Origin of the sequence: Pseudomonas sp. AFG_SD02_1510_Pfu_092 (assembly GCF_003331055.1) — a bacterium.
Lineage (GTDB): Bacteria > Pseudomonadota > Gammaproteobacteria > Pseudomonadales > Pseudomonadaceae > Aquipseudomonas.
This window is the reverse complement of sequence record NZ_PUQD01000001.1, coordinates 42,011-57,043: the sequence shown is the minus strand read 5'-3', so window position 1 is coordinate 57,043 and position 15,033 is coordinate 42,011. Positions and strand designations below refer to the sequence as shown.

Sequence of the window (15,033 nt, the reverse complement as noted above, 5' to 3'; positions counted from 1 at the left end):
AGTGGTCGCGTTGGATTTCCAGTGTGGCCATGCGCTAATGGGTGGCTTGGCCGCACTGGCTGCAGAATTTTGCTCCTGCTGTCAGGGATGAGCCGCAGGCCGTGCAACCACTCGATAGTGGTGTTCCGCAGTTTAGACAAAAGCGTGCGGACGGGGCGTTTGCGGTCCGGCAGTGCCTGCAAGTCTGCAGATCTTTGATTGGGGCTTGAGCTATTACGCGACCATCCTCAATCACCCGGTCATTACTGTCGCAGGATTGCTGCTGCTCGAAGCGACCATGCCGGTCATGTCGATCACTCCCGTGCCCACTACCGTGATGCTTGCCACCGCCGTGGTTGCCACGGCCGTGGTGGCCGCCCAATAAATTTTTGAGAAAACTCATGGTATTCGTCCCTCATCGATAGGTGACATCAGCACGAGCAAAAGGTGAAAGAAGTGTTCTGCTCGTTAGAATGACTTTTAAGTTAAAGTAAAAGTTCAAAATTAGCGTACGACAAAACGAAGCTGGTTTGTTTATGAAATTTAATTTAATTCGCCAGATGGCATTGACTACTCAAAGAGTCGGACCTGTCCGATTTTTTATCATAGCCTGAGCATTTACAATCGAAAAAGTCATTATCGCGATTCTGTCAGCATTGTAATCGCGAAGTCATCATGACGTTATCGTGTGGCGGAAATAATGCGCCTAGCGAGAGCTAATTTCTCATTTAATCCTATGCCTCACACATCCTAAGCGTCCTCAGGCTAAGGGGATCAAGGTCTCTGGCGCTCTGTACGGCCTGATTCGCTCAGTGTCTGTCGATGGCTTGCCGTTTAGCTCCCGACTATTCATAACCAGCGCCATGGATGAGCAGCTCCCTAGAGTTTGATAATGACACCTTCTAAATCCATTGTTCACATCCTGTTAAGTAAATGGATCCATGCTATTCGCAAAGTTAGACAGGAAGGCATCAGCACCAATTTACTCATCGCGCTAGTAACTTTTTGGTTGTTGTTGTTCGTGAACGCTGAGCTTTGGCGTGTGCTCTGGCGCCTGGCATTCAACACTGATGAAGTTAACTGGTTGCTCGCCGCCAGCCTGCCAGTCGTAGTGTTCGTTTGGGTGTTCACCGTACTTAGCTTGCTGTCATGGTCAAGACTCGCAAAACCTCTGCTGTGCCTGGTGCTGATCAGCGCGTCGTTCGCCAGCTACTTCATGAGTGCTTACGGCATCGTCATTGATTACACGATGTTCACCAACGTCGTGGAGACCGACGTCGGTGAGGTGTCCGAGCTACTGAACTGGAAACTTGGCCTCTGGGTGGCAATGGTAGGGGTATTGCCCGTCTACCTGATCTGTCTGGTGCCCCTGCGACGCAAGCCCTGGACCAAAGCGTTGGGTAGCAGACTCATCGTCCTGTCGCTCGCACTGGTAACCCTTGCTGGTATCGTGCTGAGCCAGTACCAGTCTTATGCCTCCCTCCTACGCAACAATCGGGAGATCCGGCTCATTCTGGTTCCCACCAATTTGTTTGCTGCCGGTCATGGTTACCTGAAACGCAAGCTGGCCACACCGAAAGCGCTGACCTCCATTGGTACCGACGCCGTGGTGACCAGGCAGGGAGCGGCTCGCAAACCCAAGCTGCTGGTACTGGCAGTGGGGGAAACCGCACGTTCCGCCAACTTCTCCCTTAATGGCTACTCCCGCGATACGAATCCAGAGCTGGAAAAGCGCAATGTCATCAGCTTCTCGAATGTGAGCTCGTGCGGCACTGCCACTGCGGTTTCCCTGCCATGCATGTTCTTGGACGTCGGGAGGGATGAGTACAAGGACGGCTTGGCCAAGAGCCGAGAAGGGCTGCTCGATGTGCTTCAGCGGGCAGGCATCAGTGTCATGTGGACTGATAACAATTCGGGCTGCAAAGGGGTCTGTGATCGGGTGCCAAACCACAAGGCTACCCAACACGCAGATGCTCAACTGTGTACCAGCGACGAGTGCAAGGACGGGGTGCTGCTTTCGGAGATGGAGGACTTCATCAAGCGTCAGGAAGGCGATGCAGTCCTGGTGCTCCACTACAAAGGTAGTCACGGCCCGGCCTACTACAAGCGCTACCCCCCGCAGTTCAAGAAATTCGGGCCGGTCTGCGAGACCAATGAGCTCGACAAATGTAAGCAGCAGGAGGTGATCAATGCCTACGACAATTCGATCCTCTACACCGACTACGTGACGGCCGGGCTGATCGACATCCTGGCTGCGAATACCAAATTCGACACTGCGCTCATGTACGTCTCAGATCACGGAGAGTCACTGGGAGAGGGTGGTCTTTACCTGCATGGGCTGCCCTATGCGATGGCCCCAGATGAGCAAACCAAGGTGCCATTGGTGCTCTGGATGTCTGATTCTCTCGCGAAAAGCGAACGCCTCAATGTGGGCTGCTTGAAAGCACAGACGAGCTCGCCACTGAGCCACGACAACCTGTTCCACACCGTACTCGGGATGATGAACGTCCAGACATCCTCGTATCGCTCAGCTCTTGATTTTACTGCCCCTTGCAAGACTTTGACCGGAAGCACCTACTCAGGCCTCTAATGCTGCAACGGGCTGAACACGTGAGGTCGATAGCGATTCCACATCGAGCTGCTTTGACAGCAGCCAGAAGCTCGACTAACTACATAGCAGTACTCAACAACCCAAGCGGAAAAGGAAATTTGCATGAGCATCAAGCCAGGCCCTAAACGCACCAACGAAGATGGCACTCCGGACAAGAGGCAGCGGGTCACGCCTGAGAAGCAGAAGGATCACCCAGACCTGAAACCCCACAAGCATAAAAAGGGGGAGTAGGGCAGAAAAGCAGCTTTTCGGAGCTGCTTTTTTATCTGCAGACAGTGTCCTGAAAAGCTCTCTAGCCCAGGAATGTCAGGCATGAAAGGACGGCTGAAGCCACCTGATGCCACTACCACAGCACGCGTAGTGAAATTCGCTCCGTTGGCGGTGCGAACCTCAAATGCCTTGCCCTTCTGTACGACCGCCACCACTCGGGTACCGCCCTGAAAAGGGAGCTGAAACTCGGCGGCGTATGCCTCCAGGTACTGCACCACTTCATTTCGCACCGGGTAGTCCTTGGGATCGCCAAGAAACGCTCGCCCCGGCAGCGCTGAGTACTCCGATGGTGAGAACAACTGCAAGCTTTCGTAGTAGTTACGCCAGTTACCGCCCGGGGATGTCTGCTCATCCAAGATGAGGTAATCCAAGCCGTGCTGCTGTAAATGCCAGCCAGTCGCCAAACCTGCTTGCCCACCACCGATAACGACCACATCCAGAACGCGATCCAACTCATTCATATATGCGCACTCATGCATATCTAAAGGCAAAAAAAGGCCGGACTACGGACAGCAGATCGATACTAGACCTTTGGTTCGCTGGAGCAGGCCCTCCAGTCGCTCGACGATCGACCCACCATTTACTTCATAGAACACCTGCCGACCCACCTTGGTGGCCTTCACGATCTTGGCGTCATGCAATACCTGCAGGTGCCTGGAGATCACCGAGCGCTCCTGTGGCAGCTCTTTGGCGATTTCGCCGACATCCGCCCGGCCGAGCAAAAGTACGCGCTTGAAAACCGCGACTCTGGAAGGCTCGCAAAGCGCTTTGAAGAAGGTCTCGTCTAGCGACTCGATGGCGGCTTCGATGGCTTGAGCACGGAGATTTTGGTTGGTCGTCATGCAGCCAATATATGTGCATGAACGCGCACATGTAAAGCCACCCATCATCGAGGGGTTGCGACACATTCGAAAAAGCGTATATTCGAAAAACCATATACACTCAGGGTACCAAGTGATGACTGGCAAGACCCGCGTTCTGTTTGTTTGCACCGCAAACGCCGCTCGCTCCCAGCTCGCCGAAGCTTTGCTCCGGCACACAGACCCTGTGCATTTCGAAGTTTTTAGCGCAGGTACCCAGCCTGGCCAAGTCGATCCGCGCACCTATGACGCCCTCGAATATCTCGATATCGATACCAAGGCTCTACGCAGCAAGTCCATCGACGAGTTTGCAGGGGAACGGTTCGACTACTTGATTACGCTCTGCGACAAGGCAGCCCATGAGTGCCTTACTTTGCCTGCCCTCGGCGAGGTTCTGGCGTGGAACTTCGAAGACCCTGTTACCAGTGACCAACACGATGCCTTCCGACGCACGCTTCATGAGATTCATGAGCGCATCAAAATGTTCGTCCTCGTGAAAACTAAACACTGAGAATTGCTATGACTGACTCGCTGACACCTACCAAGGTTTTCAAATGCCTCGCCGACGAGAACCGCATTCGGATGATGCTGCTGATCTCTCGCGAGGAAGAACTCTGCGTCTGTGAACTGACCTGCGCGCTGGAAGAAAGCCAGCCCAAGGTTTCCCGCCACCTGGCGCAACTGCGCACGTGTGACCTGCTGGAAGACCGGCGTCAGGGCCAGTGGGTTTATTACCGCCTGCATCCATCGCTTCCCGGCTGGGTACGTGAGGTCCTGGCGACGACGCTGGAGGCCAACCGCGAATGGCTGAGTGCTAGCACTAAACGACTGGACACAATGGGTGACCGCCCTCAACGCGTCGCCTCCTGCTGCTGATCATTGCCGAGAAAAACCGATGAAAGTTCTGTTCCTCTGCACCGCCAATAGCTGCCGCAGCATCCTCTCCGAGGCTGTTTTCAATCATCTGGCCCCGGCCGGCATGAAGGCCTACAGCGCCGGCAGCCAGCCAAAGGGTGATGTGCACCCGCTGTCCATCACCGCGCTGCAGCGTGCTGGTATCTCCACCGAGGGCCTCAGCAGCAAGTCAAGTGACGCGCATGCCGAGCTGGCACCGGACTTTGTCATCACCGTCTGCGACAAGGCCGCTGGCGAAGCCTGCCCCGTGTTCTTCGGACCAGCAGTGAAAGCCCACTGGGGGCTTTCTGACCCTTCTGACCAGCAGGGCAACACCGCCGAACTGGACGCAGCGTTCGACGTCACGCTTGAGCAGATCAAACGACGCCTCAATGCATTCCTCGCGCTGCCTTTCGAACAATTGGATGCCGCCCAGCTTAAGGCCGAGCTGGCCCGTATCGGAACGCTCTGACGTTTAGGGAGATCCACCATGAGCAAAAGCCGACTTTCCTTTCTAGACCGCTACCTGACGGTGTGGATCTTTCTGGCCATGGGCCTGGGCATTGGTCTGGGCAGCCTGTTCCAGGGATTGCCTGCGTGGCTGAATAGCCTGTCGGTAGGCTCGACAAACATCCCCATCGCCATTGGCCTCATCGTAATGATGTACCCACCTCTGGCGAAGGTGAAATACGAGGAGTTGCCACAGGTATTCAAGGACAAGCGCATCCTTGCCCTGTCGCTGATCCAGAACTGGGTGATCGGCCCGGTCCTGATGTTCGGGCTGGCCGTTGTCTTCCTTTCCGACAAGCCTGAGTACATGACCGGCCTGATCCTCATCGGCTTGGCACGCTGCATCGCCATGGTGCTGGTGTGGAACCAGATCGCCGGTGGCAACAACCAGTACGTGGCGGGTCTGGTCGCCTTCAACAGCATTTTCCAGATCCTGTTCTTTAGCGTGTACGCCTGGATCTTCCTGGGGCTGTTGCCGCCGCTGTTTGGCCTTGAAGGTAGCGTCATTGAGACCAGCTTCCTCGATATCGCCCAATCGGTGCTGATCTACCTGGGCATCCCGTTCCTGGCTGGTTTCCTGACCCGCAAGATCCTGATCAGCAGCAAGGGCGAGACCTGGTACCAGGAGCGATTCATCCCGAAGATCAGCCCGCTGACCCTTGTGGCGTTGCTGCTGACCATCGTCGCCATGTTCAGCCTGAAAGGCGACATGGTGCTGCAACTGCCGCTGGATGTGCTGCGCATCGCTATCCCGCTGACCATCTACTTCGTGGTGATGTTCTTCATCAGCTTCTGGATGGGCAAGCTGTTGGAAGCTGACTACCCACGTACCACGGCGCTGGCGTTCACTGCAGCGAGCAACAATTTCGAACTGGCCATTGCCGTGGCCATCGCCACCTTCGGCCTTGCCTCGCCGGTCGCGTTTGCCACCGTCATCGGGCCCTTGGTGGAAGTGCCGGTACTGATCTCCCTGGTGGGCGTGGCCTTGTGGCTCAAGCGCCGCTGGTTCGATCAGCCATCTGGCGCCTTGACTCAGGAGTAAATCATGACCGAACACCATATCCCGAATATCGACAACGATCTGGTCGACCTGCCGACAGCAGACAAACTGGCAGTCGAGCAAAAGTCCACCCATAACCCTCGCATCCTGCTGCTGTACGGATCGACCCGCGAACGCTCGTTCAGCCGCCTGCTGACGGAAGAAGCGGCACGCCTGCTGGAGCACTTCGGTGCCGAGACGCGGATCTTCAATCCGACCGGGCTGCCACTGGCGGATGACGTGCCCGATGACCACCCCATAGTCAAGGAGCTGCGCGACCTGGTGCTGTGGTCGGAAGGCATGGTCTGGTGCTCGCCAGAGCGCCACGGCGCGATGACTGGCGTGTTCAAGTCGCAGATCGACTGGATTCCACTGAGCATGGGCGCCGTGCGCCCCACTCAAGGCAAAACCCTCGCGGTGATGCAGGTCTGCGGCGGCTCGCAGTCTTTCAACGTGGTCAACCAGCTGCGCGTCCTCGGCCGCTGGATGCGCATGTTCACCATCCCTAACCAGTCGTCCGTGCCGAAGGCCTATCTGGAATTCGACGAGGCGGGTCGCATGAAACCCTCTTCGTACTACGACCGTGTTGTCGACGTAATGGAGGAGCTGGTGAAGTTCACCCTGCTGCTTCGTGATCGCTCCGACTACCTGGTCGATCGCTACTCCGAACGTAAAGAGTCGGCTGAAGAACTATCCAAGCGTGTCAATCAACGATCCATTTGAGGCTTTGTGAGCATGCAATTGCACCCGTATTCAGTGTTGGCTAATTCCGAACTGGTCGGCCAGCTGATCTTCACTCCGTGCCCAGGTACCAAGGAGACATCGGTATCTCAGGCTCTGGCAACGTTGCACGATGCCGGCGCAAGCGCGCTGGTAACCCTGATGCCGAGTGAAGAACTGCTGCAGAACGAGATCGATCTGCTTCCCGAGGAGTGCCAACTGCTGGGCCTCGAATGGTTCCACCTGCCGGTCGAGGATGACGAAGCGCCCGGTGAGCCGTTTGCGGCCGCCTGGAAGGCTCACCGGGAACGCCTGAAAGAGCTGGTGATGACCGGTAAGACGATCGCCATTCACTGCAAGGGCGGCTCTGGCCGCACCGGCCTGTTTGCCGCCCGCCTGATGATCGAGTGCGGCATCCCTGTGCAGGAAGCTGTTTCCCAGGTCCAGGCCCTGCGTCCACGTGCGATCCAGAACCCTGCGCACGTTGGGTATATCAACCAGTTCAGCGACACCCTCTGACCTTTCGCTAATCGCGATTCGAGAAAAAGAACATGGCTATCAAAGTAGGTATCAATGGGTTTGGCCGTATTGGTCGCTTGGCGCTTCGCGCCTCCTGGGACTGGCCGGAATTCGAGTTTGTGCAGATCAATGACCCGGCCGGTGACGCCGAGACCCATGCCCATCTGATCAACTTCGATTCGATCCACGGACGCTGGCACCGTGAAGCCCGCGCAGAGGGCGACGCGGTAGTGATCGAGGGCAAGCGCATCAAGGTCACCGCCAACAAGACCATCGCGGACACCGACTGGTCGGGCTGTGACTTGGTCATCGAGGCCAGCGGCAAGATGAAGTCGGTAGCCGTACTCCAGGCCTACCTGGATCAAGGCGTCAAACGTGTGGTCGTCTGCGCTCCAGTGAAGGAGAAAGGCGCACTGAACGTGGTGATGGGCGTCAACCAGCACCTATTCGACCCGGCGCAGCATCGTATCGTCACCGCCGCTTCCTGCACCACTAACTGCCTGGCCCCGGTGGTCAAGGTGATTCACGAGAACCTGGGCATACGCCACGGCTCGATCACCACCATTCACGACCTCACCAATACCCAGAGCATTCTGGATACACCGCACAAGGACCTGCGTCGCGCCCGAGCCTCGGGCATGAGCCTGATCCCGACCACCACGGGATCTGCCACCGCAATCGCCGAGATCTTCCCCGAGCTACGCGGCAAGCTGAATGGTCACGCCGTACGTGTACCACTGGCCAACGCCTCGCTGACCGACTGCGTGTTCGAAGTGGAACGTGAGACAACGGCTGAAGAGGTCAACGCGCTGCTGAAAGCCGCAACCGAAGGACCGCTGAAGGACATCCTGGGCTACGAAGAACGCCCCTTGGTGTCCATCGACTACCGCACCGATCCGCGGTCCTCGATCATCGATGCGCTGTCCACCCTCGTAGTCAACGGTACCCAAGTGAAGATCTACGCCTGGTACGACAACGAGTGGGGCTACGCCAACCGTGCGGTTGAACTAGCACGCCTGGTCGGCGCAGCGGAGTAAATGGCGATCATGAAGGCGTTGTCAGCCCTGTCTGCGGAAGTGCGTCAGTACCTGCTGGTTACCGGCAATTACTGGGCCTTCACCCTTACCGACGGCGCTTTGCGCATGCTGGTGGTACTGCACTTCCATTCGCTGGGCTACACGCCGCTGCAGATCGCGGCGCTGTTCCTGTTCTACGAAGTGTTCGGCGTGATCACTAACCTCGTGGGCGGCTACCTCGGCGCCCGCCTGGGGCTCAACCGCACCATGAACATCGGCCTTGGCATGCAGGTCTTCGCCCTGCTGATGCTCACGGTACCAGCAGCCTCGCTGACGGTGCCGTGGGTGATGGCGGCCCAGGCGCTCTCCGGCATCGCCAAGGACCTGAACAAAATGAGCGCCAAGAGCTCCATCAAGCTCCTGGTGCCGGACAGCCAGCAAGGCATCCTCTACAAATGGGTGGCCATCCTGACGGGCTCGAAGAACGCTCTCAAAGGCGTGGGTTTTTTCCTCGGGGGAGCATTGCTCGCGTTGCTCGGTTTCACCCAGGCGGTGCTGGCCATGGCGGCGGTGCTGGCCCTGATCTGGATCGGTAGTCTGATGCTGCTGAAAAAGGACTTGGGCAAGGCCAAGGCCAAACCGAAGTTCCGCGACATGCTGTCCAAGAGCCGGGCCATCAACATCCTCTCGGCCGCACGGCTGGTTTTGTTCGGTGCGCGGGATATCTGGTTCGTCGTGGCACTACCGGTGTACCTGAGCTCTGCGTTTGGCTGGGACTTCTGGCTGGTCGGCGGTTTCTTGGCCGTCTGGGTAATCGGCTATGGCATCGTCCAGTCGTTTGCCCCCCATATCACCGGCAAGAGGCGTGGTCATGTACCCGATGGCCGAGCAGCCTTCATCTGGGCAATCGCTCTGGCCGGACTGCCTGCGCTCATTGCCGTGGGCCTGTCGGCAGGCTGGTCGGCAAAGGTAGTCTTGCTCGGTGGGTTGATGCTGTTCGGTGTGCTGTTCGCCGTGAACTCATCGCTGCACAGCTACCTGATCGTCAGTTATGCCAAGGAAGATGGCGTCTCCCTGGATGTAGGCTTCTACTACATGTCCAACGCCCTCGGTCGTTTGGTCGGCACACTGCTGTCAGGTTGGGTGTTTCAGGCCTATGGGTTGGAGGCTTGCTTGTGGGTTTCCAGCGTCTTCGTATTGGTCGCTGCACTCATCTCGATTGCTCTGCCCAGGCACACTGAAATGGCACAGCAGACGCACTGATCTGAGAGGAAATGCGGAAGCCATCAGGCCTTCGCTTTCATCACAAAGTGCTCCATTTCTGCTGCGGTATTTCGGGCCGTGCGGGACACCCCGTTCACAGAACGTGTTGCTTACGCGCCTCCGCCACAGGCGGGACCATCATGACATCGCCCAACCCACCGACTGGCTGGTCAATGACGCGCCCGGGGAGTTTTTCTCTAGCGCAACCGTCCTGGCACAGTTCAATTCTCTAACTCCACTGTCTCCGTTCCAAGCACAAAAGATACCATCATAATTTTTTCGGGTTTTTTCCGAGGCGTACCCCTGCGATTTTTCTCCGGCTGAACCTTTGCTGTGACAACCGTTATTGTTGTGACAACCTTTATTAAACGAAAACCCCCGAGATTTTTTGAAAAGCGATGCTTTGTGACAACCTTTAATTTCGCTTCCACAGGATCAACCTCCCCGCTAGGCCGCGAATTTCCAGAGGTTTTGTGACAGAGTTTATTAATAAGCAACACTTCGGTTATCGGCCAGCGATAAACCAGGTCTACATTGGCAACGATGTCACGGCTGCTTCCCTGCCCAGGAAAGCAGCCGTGCTCGTATCCGACTCAAAATCTCAACGCTGATCGGCGTCCGCTAACATTCCCCTGCTACCCACACTGAAACCCATTCGATAGCCGTTCGGTTGCCTGTATCTTCAGCCCCTCCAACAAGCGCGAGGTCGGTCTAATGCTTCATAAGCAGCTCATTCGTCGAATCGACCTCATGACCCTGCAGCTCTTCGTCTCGGTGCACGAGGAGGGCACGCTGACGCGCGGCGCGGAGCGGGAAATGATTGCGCTGTCCGCCGCGAGCAAGCGCATGAACGACATGGAGCAGGCGCTGGGTATCGAGGTGTTCGAGCGTAACGCCAAAGGCATGGGGCTCACCGCAGCGGGTGAGACGTTGCTTTACTACGCCAAGCGGATCCTGGCCGACATTGAAAAAATCAGCATCGATGTCGGGGAACACCTGCACGGTGTGCGCGGCTATGTGCGCATGCTGGCCAATATCTCCGCCATCATCGAATTCCTCCCCGAGGACCTCCAGGCCTTCATGGCCAGCCACGAACAGGTCAAGATCAACCTGGAAGAGCGCCCCAGCGCGGGGGTGGTGAAGGGAATTCTTGATGGGGTCGCGGACATCGGCATCTGCTCTGCCGATACCGAAATCAAGGGCCTGCATGCTGTGCAATATCGTCAGGACGATCTGGTCGTGGTCATGCGGCCCGAGCACAGCCTGGCTGACAGGGGGCGGATATCCTTTGCCGAAACCCTGGATTTCGATCACGTTGGCTTGCATGCCGACAGCTTCATAAACCTGCGCACGCATGCCGCAGCCAGGGCCTGCGGCAAGCCTTTACGTCTGCGCATTCACGTCCCCGGCTTCGATGCGGTGTGCCGCATGGTGCAGGCCGACCTGGGGATTGGCGTACTGCCCCTCAAAGCCTTCGAGCTGATCGGCAAACCGTTGGGCTTGGTGTCTGCAGCGCTGGAAGACGAATGGGCAAAGCGCAGCATGTTGCTGGTCATCCGGGATGCTTGCGCGCTATCGCCGGTGAGCCGCTTGCTCTACGAGCACCTGCAGGGCCTCTAGCTGCGCGGTCTTCGCGTTTCGCGAAGGGCTATTGCCGATTTACGGTTGGTAGCGGGGCGGTGCCCTCAAATACGCTTGGTGCAAATTCCAAGAAACACGAGGTTGCACCATGACTGCTCTCAACGGACTTCGGGTGATCGAGATCGGTACGCTTATCGCTGCACCGTTTGCTGCCCGCATGCTGGCTGAATTCGGCGCCGAGGTAATCAAGATCGAATCCTTGGGGCAGGGAGACCCTCTTCGTAAATGGCGAAAACTGCACGAAGGGACGTCGCTGTGGTGGTACCTGCAATCTAGGAACAAAAAGTCGATTGCATTGAACCTGAAGTCAGCGTTTGGCATTGACATCGTCAAGCAGCTGGTTGAAAGCGCTGATGTTCTGATCGAGAACCTGCGCCCCGGTGCACTGGAGAAACTGGGCCTCGGCTGGGATGTACTCCACGCGTTGAATCCAAAACTGACGTTGGTGCGAATCTCAGGTTACGGTCAGTCGGGCCCTTACCGAGATCGACCCGGCTTTGGTGCCATCGGTGAAGCCATGGGAGGTATCCGCTATACCACCGGTACTCCCGGCATACCCCCAGCCCGCGTCGGCGTAAGCTTGGGTGACTCGCTGGCCTCCATGCACGCCGTAATTGGTGCGCTTATGTCCGTATTGCGTGTCAAGACAGGTCAAGGTGACGGACAGGTAGTTGATGTGTCGCTCGCAGAGAGCGTTTTCAACGTCATGGAAAGCTTGGTACCTGAATACGACATGCTTGGCCATGTTCGTGAACGTAGCGGTGGTGCATTGCCAGGTATCGCGCCCTCCAACACCTACCCGACGGCAGACAAAGGGTATGTTGTCATCGCCGGTAACAGCGATCCGATTTACAAGCGCTTGATGATTACGATTGGTCGACCAGACCTGGCGAATGACCCGGCGTTTGAGCACAACGATGGTCGAGCGGCCCAGTGCGAGCTGCTGGATGAGGCAATCACCCAGTGGAGTTCCAAGCTGCCGATCGATGCGGTGCTTGAAGCCTTGGAAAAAGCTGAGGTTCCAGCCGGGCGCATCTACTCCGTAGCAGACATCGTGGCCGACCCGCACTATCAGGCGCGCGACATGATCCTGAATGCGACGCTGCCCGACGGAACTACAGTGAAAATGCCGGGGATCGTACCGAAACTGTCGGACACGCCAGGCTGTGTCAATTGGCAGGGGCCAAGCCTTGGTCAGCATACGCATTCTGTTCTCGGTGACTTGGGGTTGCCTGACGAAACGATCCAACGCCTGAAGGATGAGGGGGTCGTGCAATGATCACCGACTACTCTCAACGCCTCATCGTCCAAGAGGTGTCGCCTCGTGACGGCCTGCAGATCGAACCGGTCTGGGTCGAGACGGCAGACAAGATCAAGCTCATCAACGAGCTGTCCTTGGGCGGCTTCAGTCGGATTGAGGCCGGGTCGTTCGTATCGCCGAAGGCAATTCCTGCCCTGCGCGATGGCGAAGCAGTATTTCAGGGAATTGAGCGTCGGCCGGGTGTGGTTTATGTGGCGCTTGTACCGAATCTGAAAGGTGCCCAGCGGGCCTTGGAGTCCAAGGCTGACGAGTTGAACCTGGTGTTGTCAGCTAGCCAAAGCCACAATAAAGCCAATATGCGTATGACCCGAGAGCAGTCACTCGTTGCATTCGATGAGGTGGTTTCGCTCGTCCGTGGCAGCTCCGTCAGCCTGAACGGCACTGTGGCCACGACGTTTGGTTGCCCTTTCGAAGGCCGCATTGATGAAGATGTCGTCATGCGCTTGGTTGATGCGTATCAAGCGCTCGGGATGCAAGGTATTACGCTGGCGGACACCACCGGTATGGCGAATCCACGCCAGGTCTACCATCTGGTTAAACGCGTGTTGACCCAACTTCCCGCCGCGCAGCTGACCTTGCACTTTCACAATACCCGAGGCCTCGGTCTGAGCAATGTATTGGCTGCATACGAGGCTGGCGCCCGCCGGTTCGATGCTTCGCTGGGTGGGCTGGGTGGCTGTCCTTTCGCGCCTGGTGCCTCGGGCAACATCTGCACGGAAGACCTGGTCAATCTTTGCGAAGAGGTCGGGATCGACACAGGAATAAATCTTCCGCATTTGCTCACGTTGTCTCGCTCGCTGCCCGCCTTGCTGGGGCATGAGATGCCGGGGCAAGTGGCGAAAGCAGGCCGTAATTGTGACCTTCATCCGTTACCTCTAGGCAATGGCTGATACCTGACAAAGCGACCAACGTCGCAAGCCAGAAAACAAAAACAATTAGAGCTTCCCTCAAGAAAGCTCACCTGGAGAAACCTAAATGTCTATTTCTGTTTCCGCGCCTGGCGACGGCATTGCCGCCACTTCCATCGACGAAAAGAAACTGATATCGAAAGTGGCATGGCGGCTGATGCCGCTGATTATGATTTGCTATCTCTTCGCATTTTTTGACCGAATCAACATCAGTTTCGCGAAGTTTCAACTACAGGCGGATCTCAGCCTCAGTGATACAGCCTACGGACTCGGCGCTGGCCTGTTTGTTGTCGGTTATGTGCTGTTCGAAGTGCCGAGCAACATGATGCTGTACAAGGTCGGGGCCAGGCGGTGGATCGCCCGGATCATGATGTCCTGGGGCCTTGCTACCGCACTCATGGTGTTCGTGACAGCAGAGTGGCAATTTTATGTCTTGCGCTTCCTGATCGGTGCCATGGAGGCCGGCTTTGCGCCAGGGGTACTTTATTACCTTACTCTTTGGTTCCCCCAGCACTATCGAGGCCGTATCACATCCATGCTGTTCTTGGCGTCTGCCTTTGCAGGCCTTATCGGAGCCCCGGTTTCCGGCTTGGTATTAGGCCATATGGACGGGCTTTTCGAGATGCGTGGCTGGCACTGGTTGTTCCTGTTAGGTGGGCTTCCCTGTATCGCACTTGGCCTGGTCGTGCTGTTTACATTGAAAGACCGCATCAGTGACGCCAACTGGTTGAGTTCCGATGAGAAGTCCTATCTTGCTAGCCGGATTGCCAGCCATGAAATGAACAAGCATGAAGGGTCTCTGCTGACGGCACTGCGCCTTCCAGGCTTCCTGATGCTGGCGTTTATCTACTTCCTGATCCAAGTAGCGTCTTACGGTCTGAATTTTTGGGCACCGCAGCTCATCCGTAGCGCTGGCATCGAAAGTGCGACGATCATTGGGTTGCTGACCGCTGTGCCTTACGTGTGTGGTGCTATCAGCATGGTGCTGGTTGGACGTTTGTCTGACGCTACGGGTGAGCGAAGAAAATTCGTATGCGGCTTGGTTGTCATCGGCTCGATTGGCTTCTTCAGCGCGGGGATTTTTGAGGCGCACGTGCTTTATCTCACCCTGTCGCTAGCACTTTTGGGCGCAGGCATCATCGCCTCCATTCCAACTTTCTGGTCACTCCCACCAAAACTGCTTGCTGGGGCAGGCGCCGGAGCTGCTGCGGGAATTGCGCTGATCAACACGATGGGGCAGGTAGGCGGCATTGTTAGCCCTGTAATGGTTGGCTTTATTAAAGACGTTACCGGCAGCACGACCCCGGCGCTTTATCTGATTGGGACTACTTGTCTGATTGCAGCTGCGCTCTTGATCTGGGCCTTGCCTGAGAGCTTGAGGACTTTGGATAAGAAGTGATGATTTCTTAATGTTGCGATTGCTGGGCTTGGCCTGCAAGTCCAGTGTTGCGGAAGCTTAGTTAGAAACTCGGAGTTCCGTAA

At 56.7% G+C, this 15,033-nt stretch carries 17 protein-coding genes; 14 read left to right on the top strand and 3 right to left on the bottom strand.

From position 1 onward, the window contains the following. Positions 1-34 precede the first annotated feature (34 nt). The gene (locus C6A77_RS25840) at positions 35-235 is read right to left on the bottom strand and encodes a zinc ribbon domain-containing protein (RefSeq protein ID WP_224459391.1); all 201 of its coding nucleotides are present in this window, start codon (positions 233-235) and stop codon (positions 35-37) included. On the opposite strand from C6A77_RS25840, the gene C6A77_RS25835 reads away from it, so the two are divergent. Together C6A77_RS25835 and C6A77_RS00275 are read left to right on the top strand one after the other, a co-directional pair. After that, on the top strand, positions 206-364 hold the full coding sequence (locus C6A77_RS25835; protein ID WP_224459398.1) for a hypothetical protein: 159 nt from the start codon (positions 206-208) through the stop codon (positions 362-364). The two genes, C6A77_RS25840 and C6A77_RS25835, sit on opposite strands and share 30 nt — an antisense overlap. A 507-nt stretch (positions 365-871) precedes the next feature. Further along, positions 872-2,569, top strand: coding sequence for a phosphoethanolamine--lipid A transferase (locus C6A77_RS00275; RefSeq protein ID WP_044047182.1), 1,698 nt, complete (start codon positions 872-874; stop codon positions 2,567-2,569). A 209-nt stretch (positions 2,570-2,778) separates the two neighbouring features. Here C6A77_RS00275 and C6A77_RS00270 read toward each other — a convergent pair whose 3' ends face one another. Both C6A77_RS00270 and C6A77_RS00265 read right to left on the bottom strand, forming a co-directional pair. After that, complete coding sequence (locus C6A77_RS00270) at positions 2,779-3,321, bottom strand: NAD(P)/FAD-dependent oxidoreductase (RefSeq protein ID WP_013974864.1); 543 nt, start codon at positions 3,319-3,321, stop codon at positions 2,779-2,781. A gap of 42 nt (positions 3,322-3,363) precedes the next feature. Continuing rightward, positions 3,364-3,702, bottom strand: a complete 339-nt coding sequence (locus C6A77_RS00265; RefSeq protein ID WP_013974863.1) for a metalloregulator ArsR/SmtB family transcription factor — start codon at positions 3,700-3,702, stop codon at positions 3,364-3,366. A 115-nt stretch (positions 3,703-3,817) separates the two neighbouring features. Between C6A77_RS00265 and C6A77_RS00260 the strand changes: the two genes are divergently transcribed. The 12 genes from C6A77_RS00260 to C6A77_RS00200 all read left to right on the top strand — a co-directional run bounded on the left by C6A77_RS00260 (position 3,818) and on the right by C6A77_RS00200 (position 14,950). Continuing rightward, positions 3,818-4,231: an arsenate reductase ArsC gene (locus C6A77_RS00260; protein ID WP_044047181.1), complete on the top strand. Its 414-nt coding sequence runs from the start codon at positions 3,818-3,820 to the stop codon at positions 4,229-4,231. 8 nt (positions 4,232-4,239) lie between these two features. After that, positions 4,240-4,596: a metalloregulator ArsR/SmtB family transcription factor gene (locus C6A77_RS00255; protein ID WP_044047180.1), complete on the top strand. Its 357-nt coding sequence runs from the start codon at positions 4,240-4,242 to the stop codon at positions 4,594-4,596. Between the two features lie 19 nt (positions 4,597-4,615). After that, positions 4,616-5,086, top strand: coding sequence for an arsenate reductase ArsC (locus tag C6A77_RS00250; RefSeq protein ID WP_044047179.1), 471 nt, complete (start codon positions 4,616-4,618; stop codon positions 5,084-5,086). A gap of 18 nt (positions 5,087-5,104) precedes the next feature. Beyond that, positions 5,105-6,166 carry an ACR3 family arsenite efflux transporter gene (gene arsB / locus C6A77_RS00245; protein ID WP_054912979.1) on the top strand — a complete coding sequence of 354 codons (1,062 nt, stop codon included), beginning with the start codon at positions 5,105-5,107 and terminating at the stop codon, positions 6,164-6,166. A 3-nt stretch (positions 6,167-6,169) separates the two neighbouring features. Further along, the gene (gene arsH / locus C6A77_RS00240) at positions 6,170-6,886 is read left to right on the top strand and encodes an arsenical resistance protein ArsH (RefSeq protein WP_013974858.1); all 717 of its coding nucleotides are present in this window, start codon (positions 6,170-6,172) and stop codon (positions 6,884-6,886) included. Positions 6,887-6,898: 12 nt separating this feature from the next. Further along, positions 6,899-7,402 (top strand): cyclin-dependent kinase inhibitor 3 family protein, encoded by a 504-nt coding sequence (locus tag C6A77_RS00235; protein ID WP_013974857.1) that lies wholly within the window; start codon positions 6,899-6,901, stop codon positions 7,400-7,402. A 32-nt stretch (positions 7,403-7,434) separates the two neighbouring features. Then, positions 7,435-8,439, top strand: a complete 1,005-nt coding sequence (locus C6A77_RS00230; RefSeq protein ID WP_013974856.1) for an ArsJ-associated glyceraldehyde-3-phosphate dehydrogenase — start codon at positions 7,435-7,437, stop codon at positions 8,437-8,439. 9 nt (positions 8,440-8,448) lie between these two features. Continuing rightward, positions 8,449-9,681 (top strand): organoarsenical effux MFS transporter ArsJ, encoded by a 1,233-nt coding sequence (arsJ, locus tag C6A77_RS00225; protein ID WP_044047293.1) that lies wholly within the window; start codon positions 8,449-8,451, stop codon positions 9,679-9,681. 714 nt (positions 9,682-10,395) lie between these two features. Then, entirely contained in the window at positions 10,396-11,301 is a 906-nt protein-coding gene (locus C6A77_RS00215; RefSeq protein WP_114167559.1) for a LysR family transcriptional regulator, read from the top strand. A 109-nt stretch (positions 11,302-11,410) separates the two neighbouring features. Further along, positions 11,411-12,601 (top strand): CaiB/BaiF CoA-transferase family protein, encoded by a 1,191-nt coding sequence (locus C6A77_RS00210; RefSeq protein ID WP_114167558.1) that lies wholly within the window; start codon positions 11,411-11,413, stop codon positions 12,599-12,601. After that, positions 12,598-13,533, top strand: coding sequence for a hydroxymethylglutaryl-CoA lyase (locus tag C6A77_RS00205; RefSeq protein ID WP_114167557.1), 936 nt, complete (start codon positions 12,598-12,600; stop codon positions 13,531-13,533). Before C6A77_RS00210 ends, C6A77_RS00205 begins: the two co-directional genes overlap by 4 nt. An 85-nt stretch (positions 13,534-13,618) precedes the next feature. Next, a complete protein-coding gene (locus tag C6A77_RS00200) occupies positions 13,619-14,950 on the top strand; it encodes an MFS transporter (RefSeq protein ID WP_114167556.1) in 1,332 nt (443 codons plus the stop codon). Positions 14,951-15,033 lie beyond the last annotated feature (83 nt).

Excerpts from the sequence above, each read along its gene's own strand:
- C6A77_RS00275 (WP_044047182.1), top strand. The coding sequence starts at position 872 with ATGACACCTTCTAAATCCATTGTTCACATCCTGTTAAGTAAATGGATC.
- C6A77_RS00270 (WP_013974864.1), bottom strand. The coding sequence starts at position 3,321 with ATGAATGAGTTGGATCGCGTTCTGGATGTGGTCGTTATCGGTGGTGGG.
- C6A77_RS00265 (WP_013974863.1), bottom strand. The coding sequence starts at position 3,702 with ATGACGACCAACCAAAATCTCCGTGCTCAAGCCATCGAAGCCGCCATC.
- C6A77_RS00260 (WP_044047181.1), top strand. The coding sequence starts at position 3,818 with ATGACTGGCAAGACCCGCGTTCTGTTTGTTTGCACCGCAAACGCCGCT.
- C6A77_RS00255 (WP_044047180.1), top strand. The coding sequence starts at position 4,240 with ATGACTGACTCGCTGACACCTACCAAGGTTTTCAAATGCCTCGCCGAC.
- C6A77_RS00250 (WP_044047179.1), top strand. The coding sequence starts at position 4,616 with ATGAAAGTTCTGTTCCTCTGCACCGCCAATAGCTGCCGCAGCATCCTC.
- arsB (WP_054912979.1), top strand. The coding sequence starts at position 5,105 with ATGAGCAAAAGCCGACTTTCCTTTCTAGACCGCTACCTGACGGTGTGG.
- arsH (WP_013974858.1), top strand. The coding sequence starts at position 6,170 with ATGACCGAACACCATATCCCGAATATCGACAACGATCTGGTCGACCTG.
- C6A77_RS00235 (WP_013974857.1), top strand. The coding sequence starts at position 6,899 with ATGCAATTGCACCCGTATTCAGTGTTGGCTAATTCCGAACTGGTCGGC.
- C6A77_RS00230 (WP_013974856.1), top strand. The coding sequence starts at position 7,435 with ATGGCTATCAAAGTAGGTATCAATGGGTTTGGCCGTATTGGTCGCTTG.
- arsJ (WP_044047293.1), top strand. The coding sequence starts at position 8,449 with ATGAAGGCGTTGTCAGCCCTGTCTGCGGAAGTGCGTCAGTACCTGCTG.
- C6A77_RS00215 (WP_114167559.1), top strand. The coding sequence starts at position 10,396 with ATGCTTCATAAGCAGCTCATTCGTCGAATCGACCTCATGACCCTGCAG.
- C6A77_RS00210 (WP_114167558.1), top strand. The coding sequence starts at position 11,411 with ATGACTGCTCTCAACGGACTTCGGGTGATCGAGATCGGTACGCTTATC.
- C6A77_RS00205 (WP_114167557.1), top strand. The coding sequence starts at position 12,598 with ATGATCACCGACTACTCTCAACGCCTCATCGTCCAAGAGGTGTCGCCT.
- C6A77_RS00200 (WP_114167556.1), top strand. The coding sequence starts at position 13,619 with ATGTCTATTTCTGTTTCCGCGCCTGGCGACGGCATTGCCGCCACTTCC.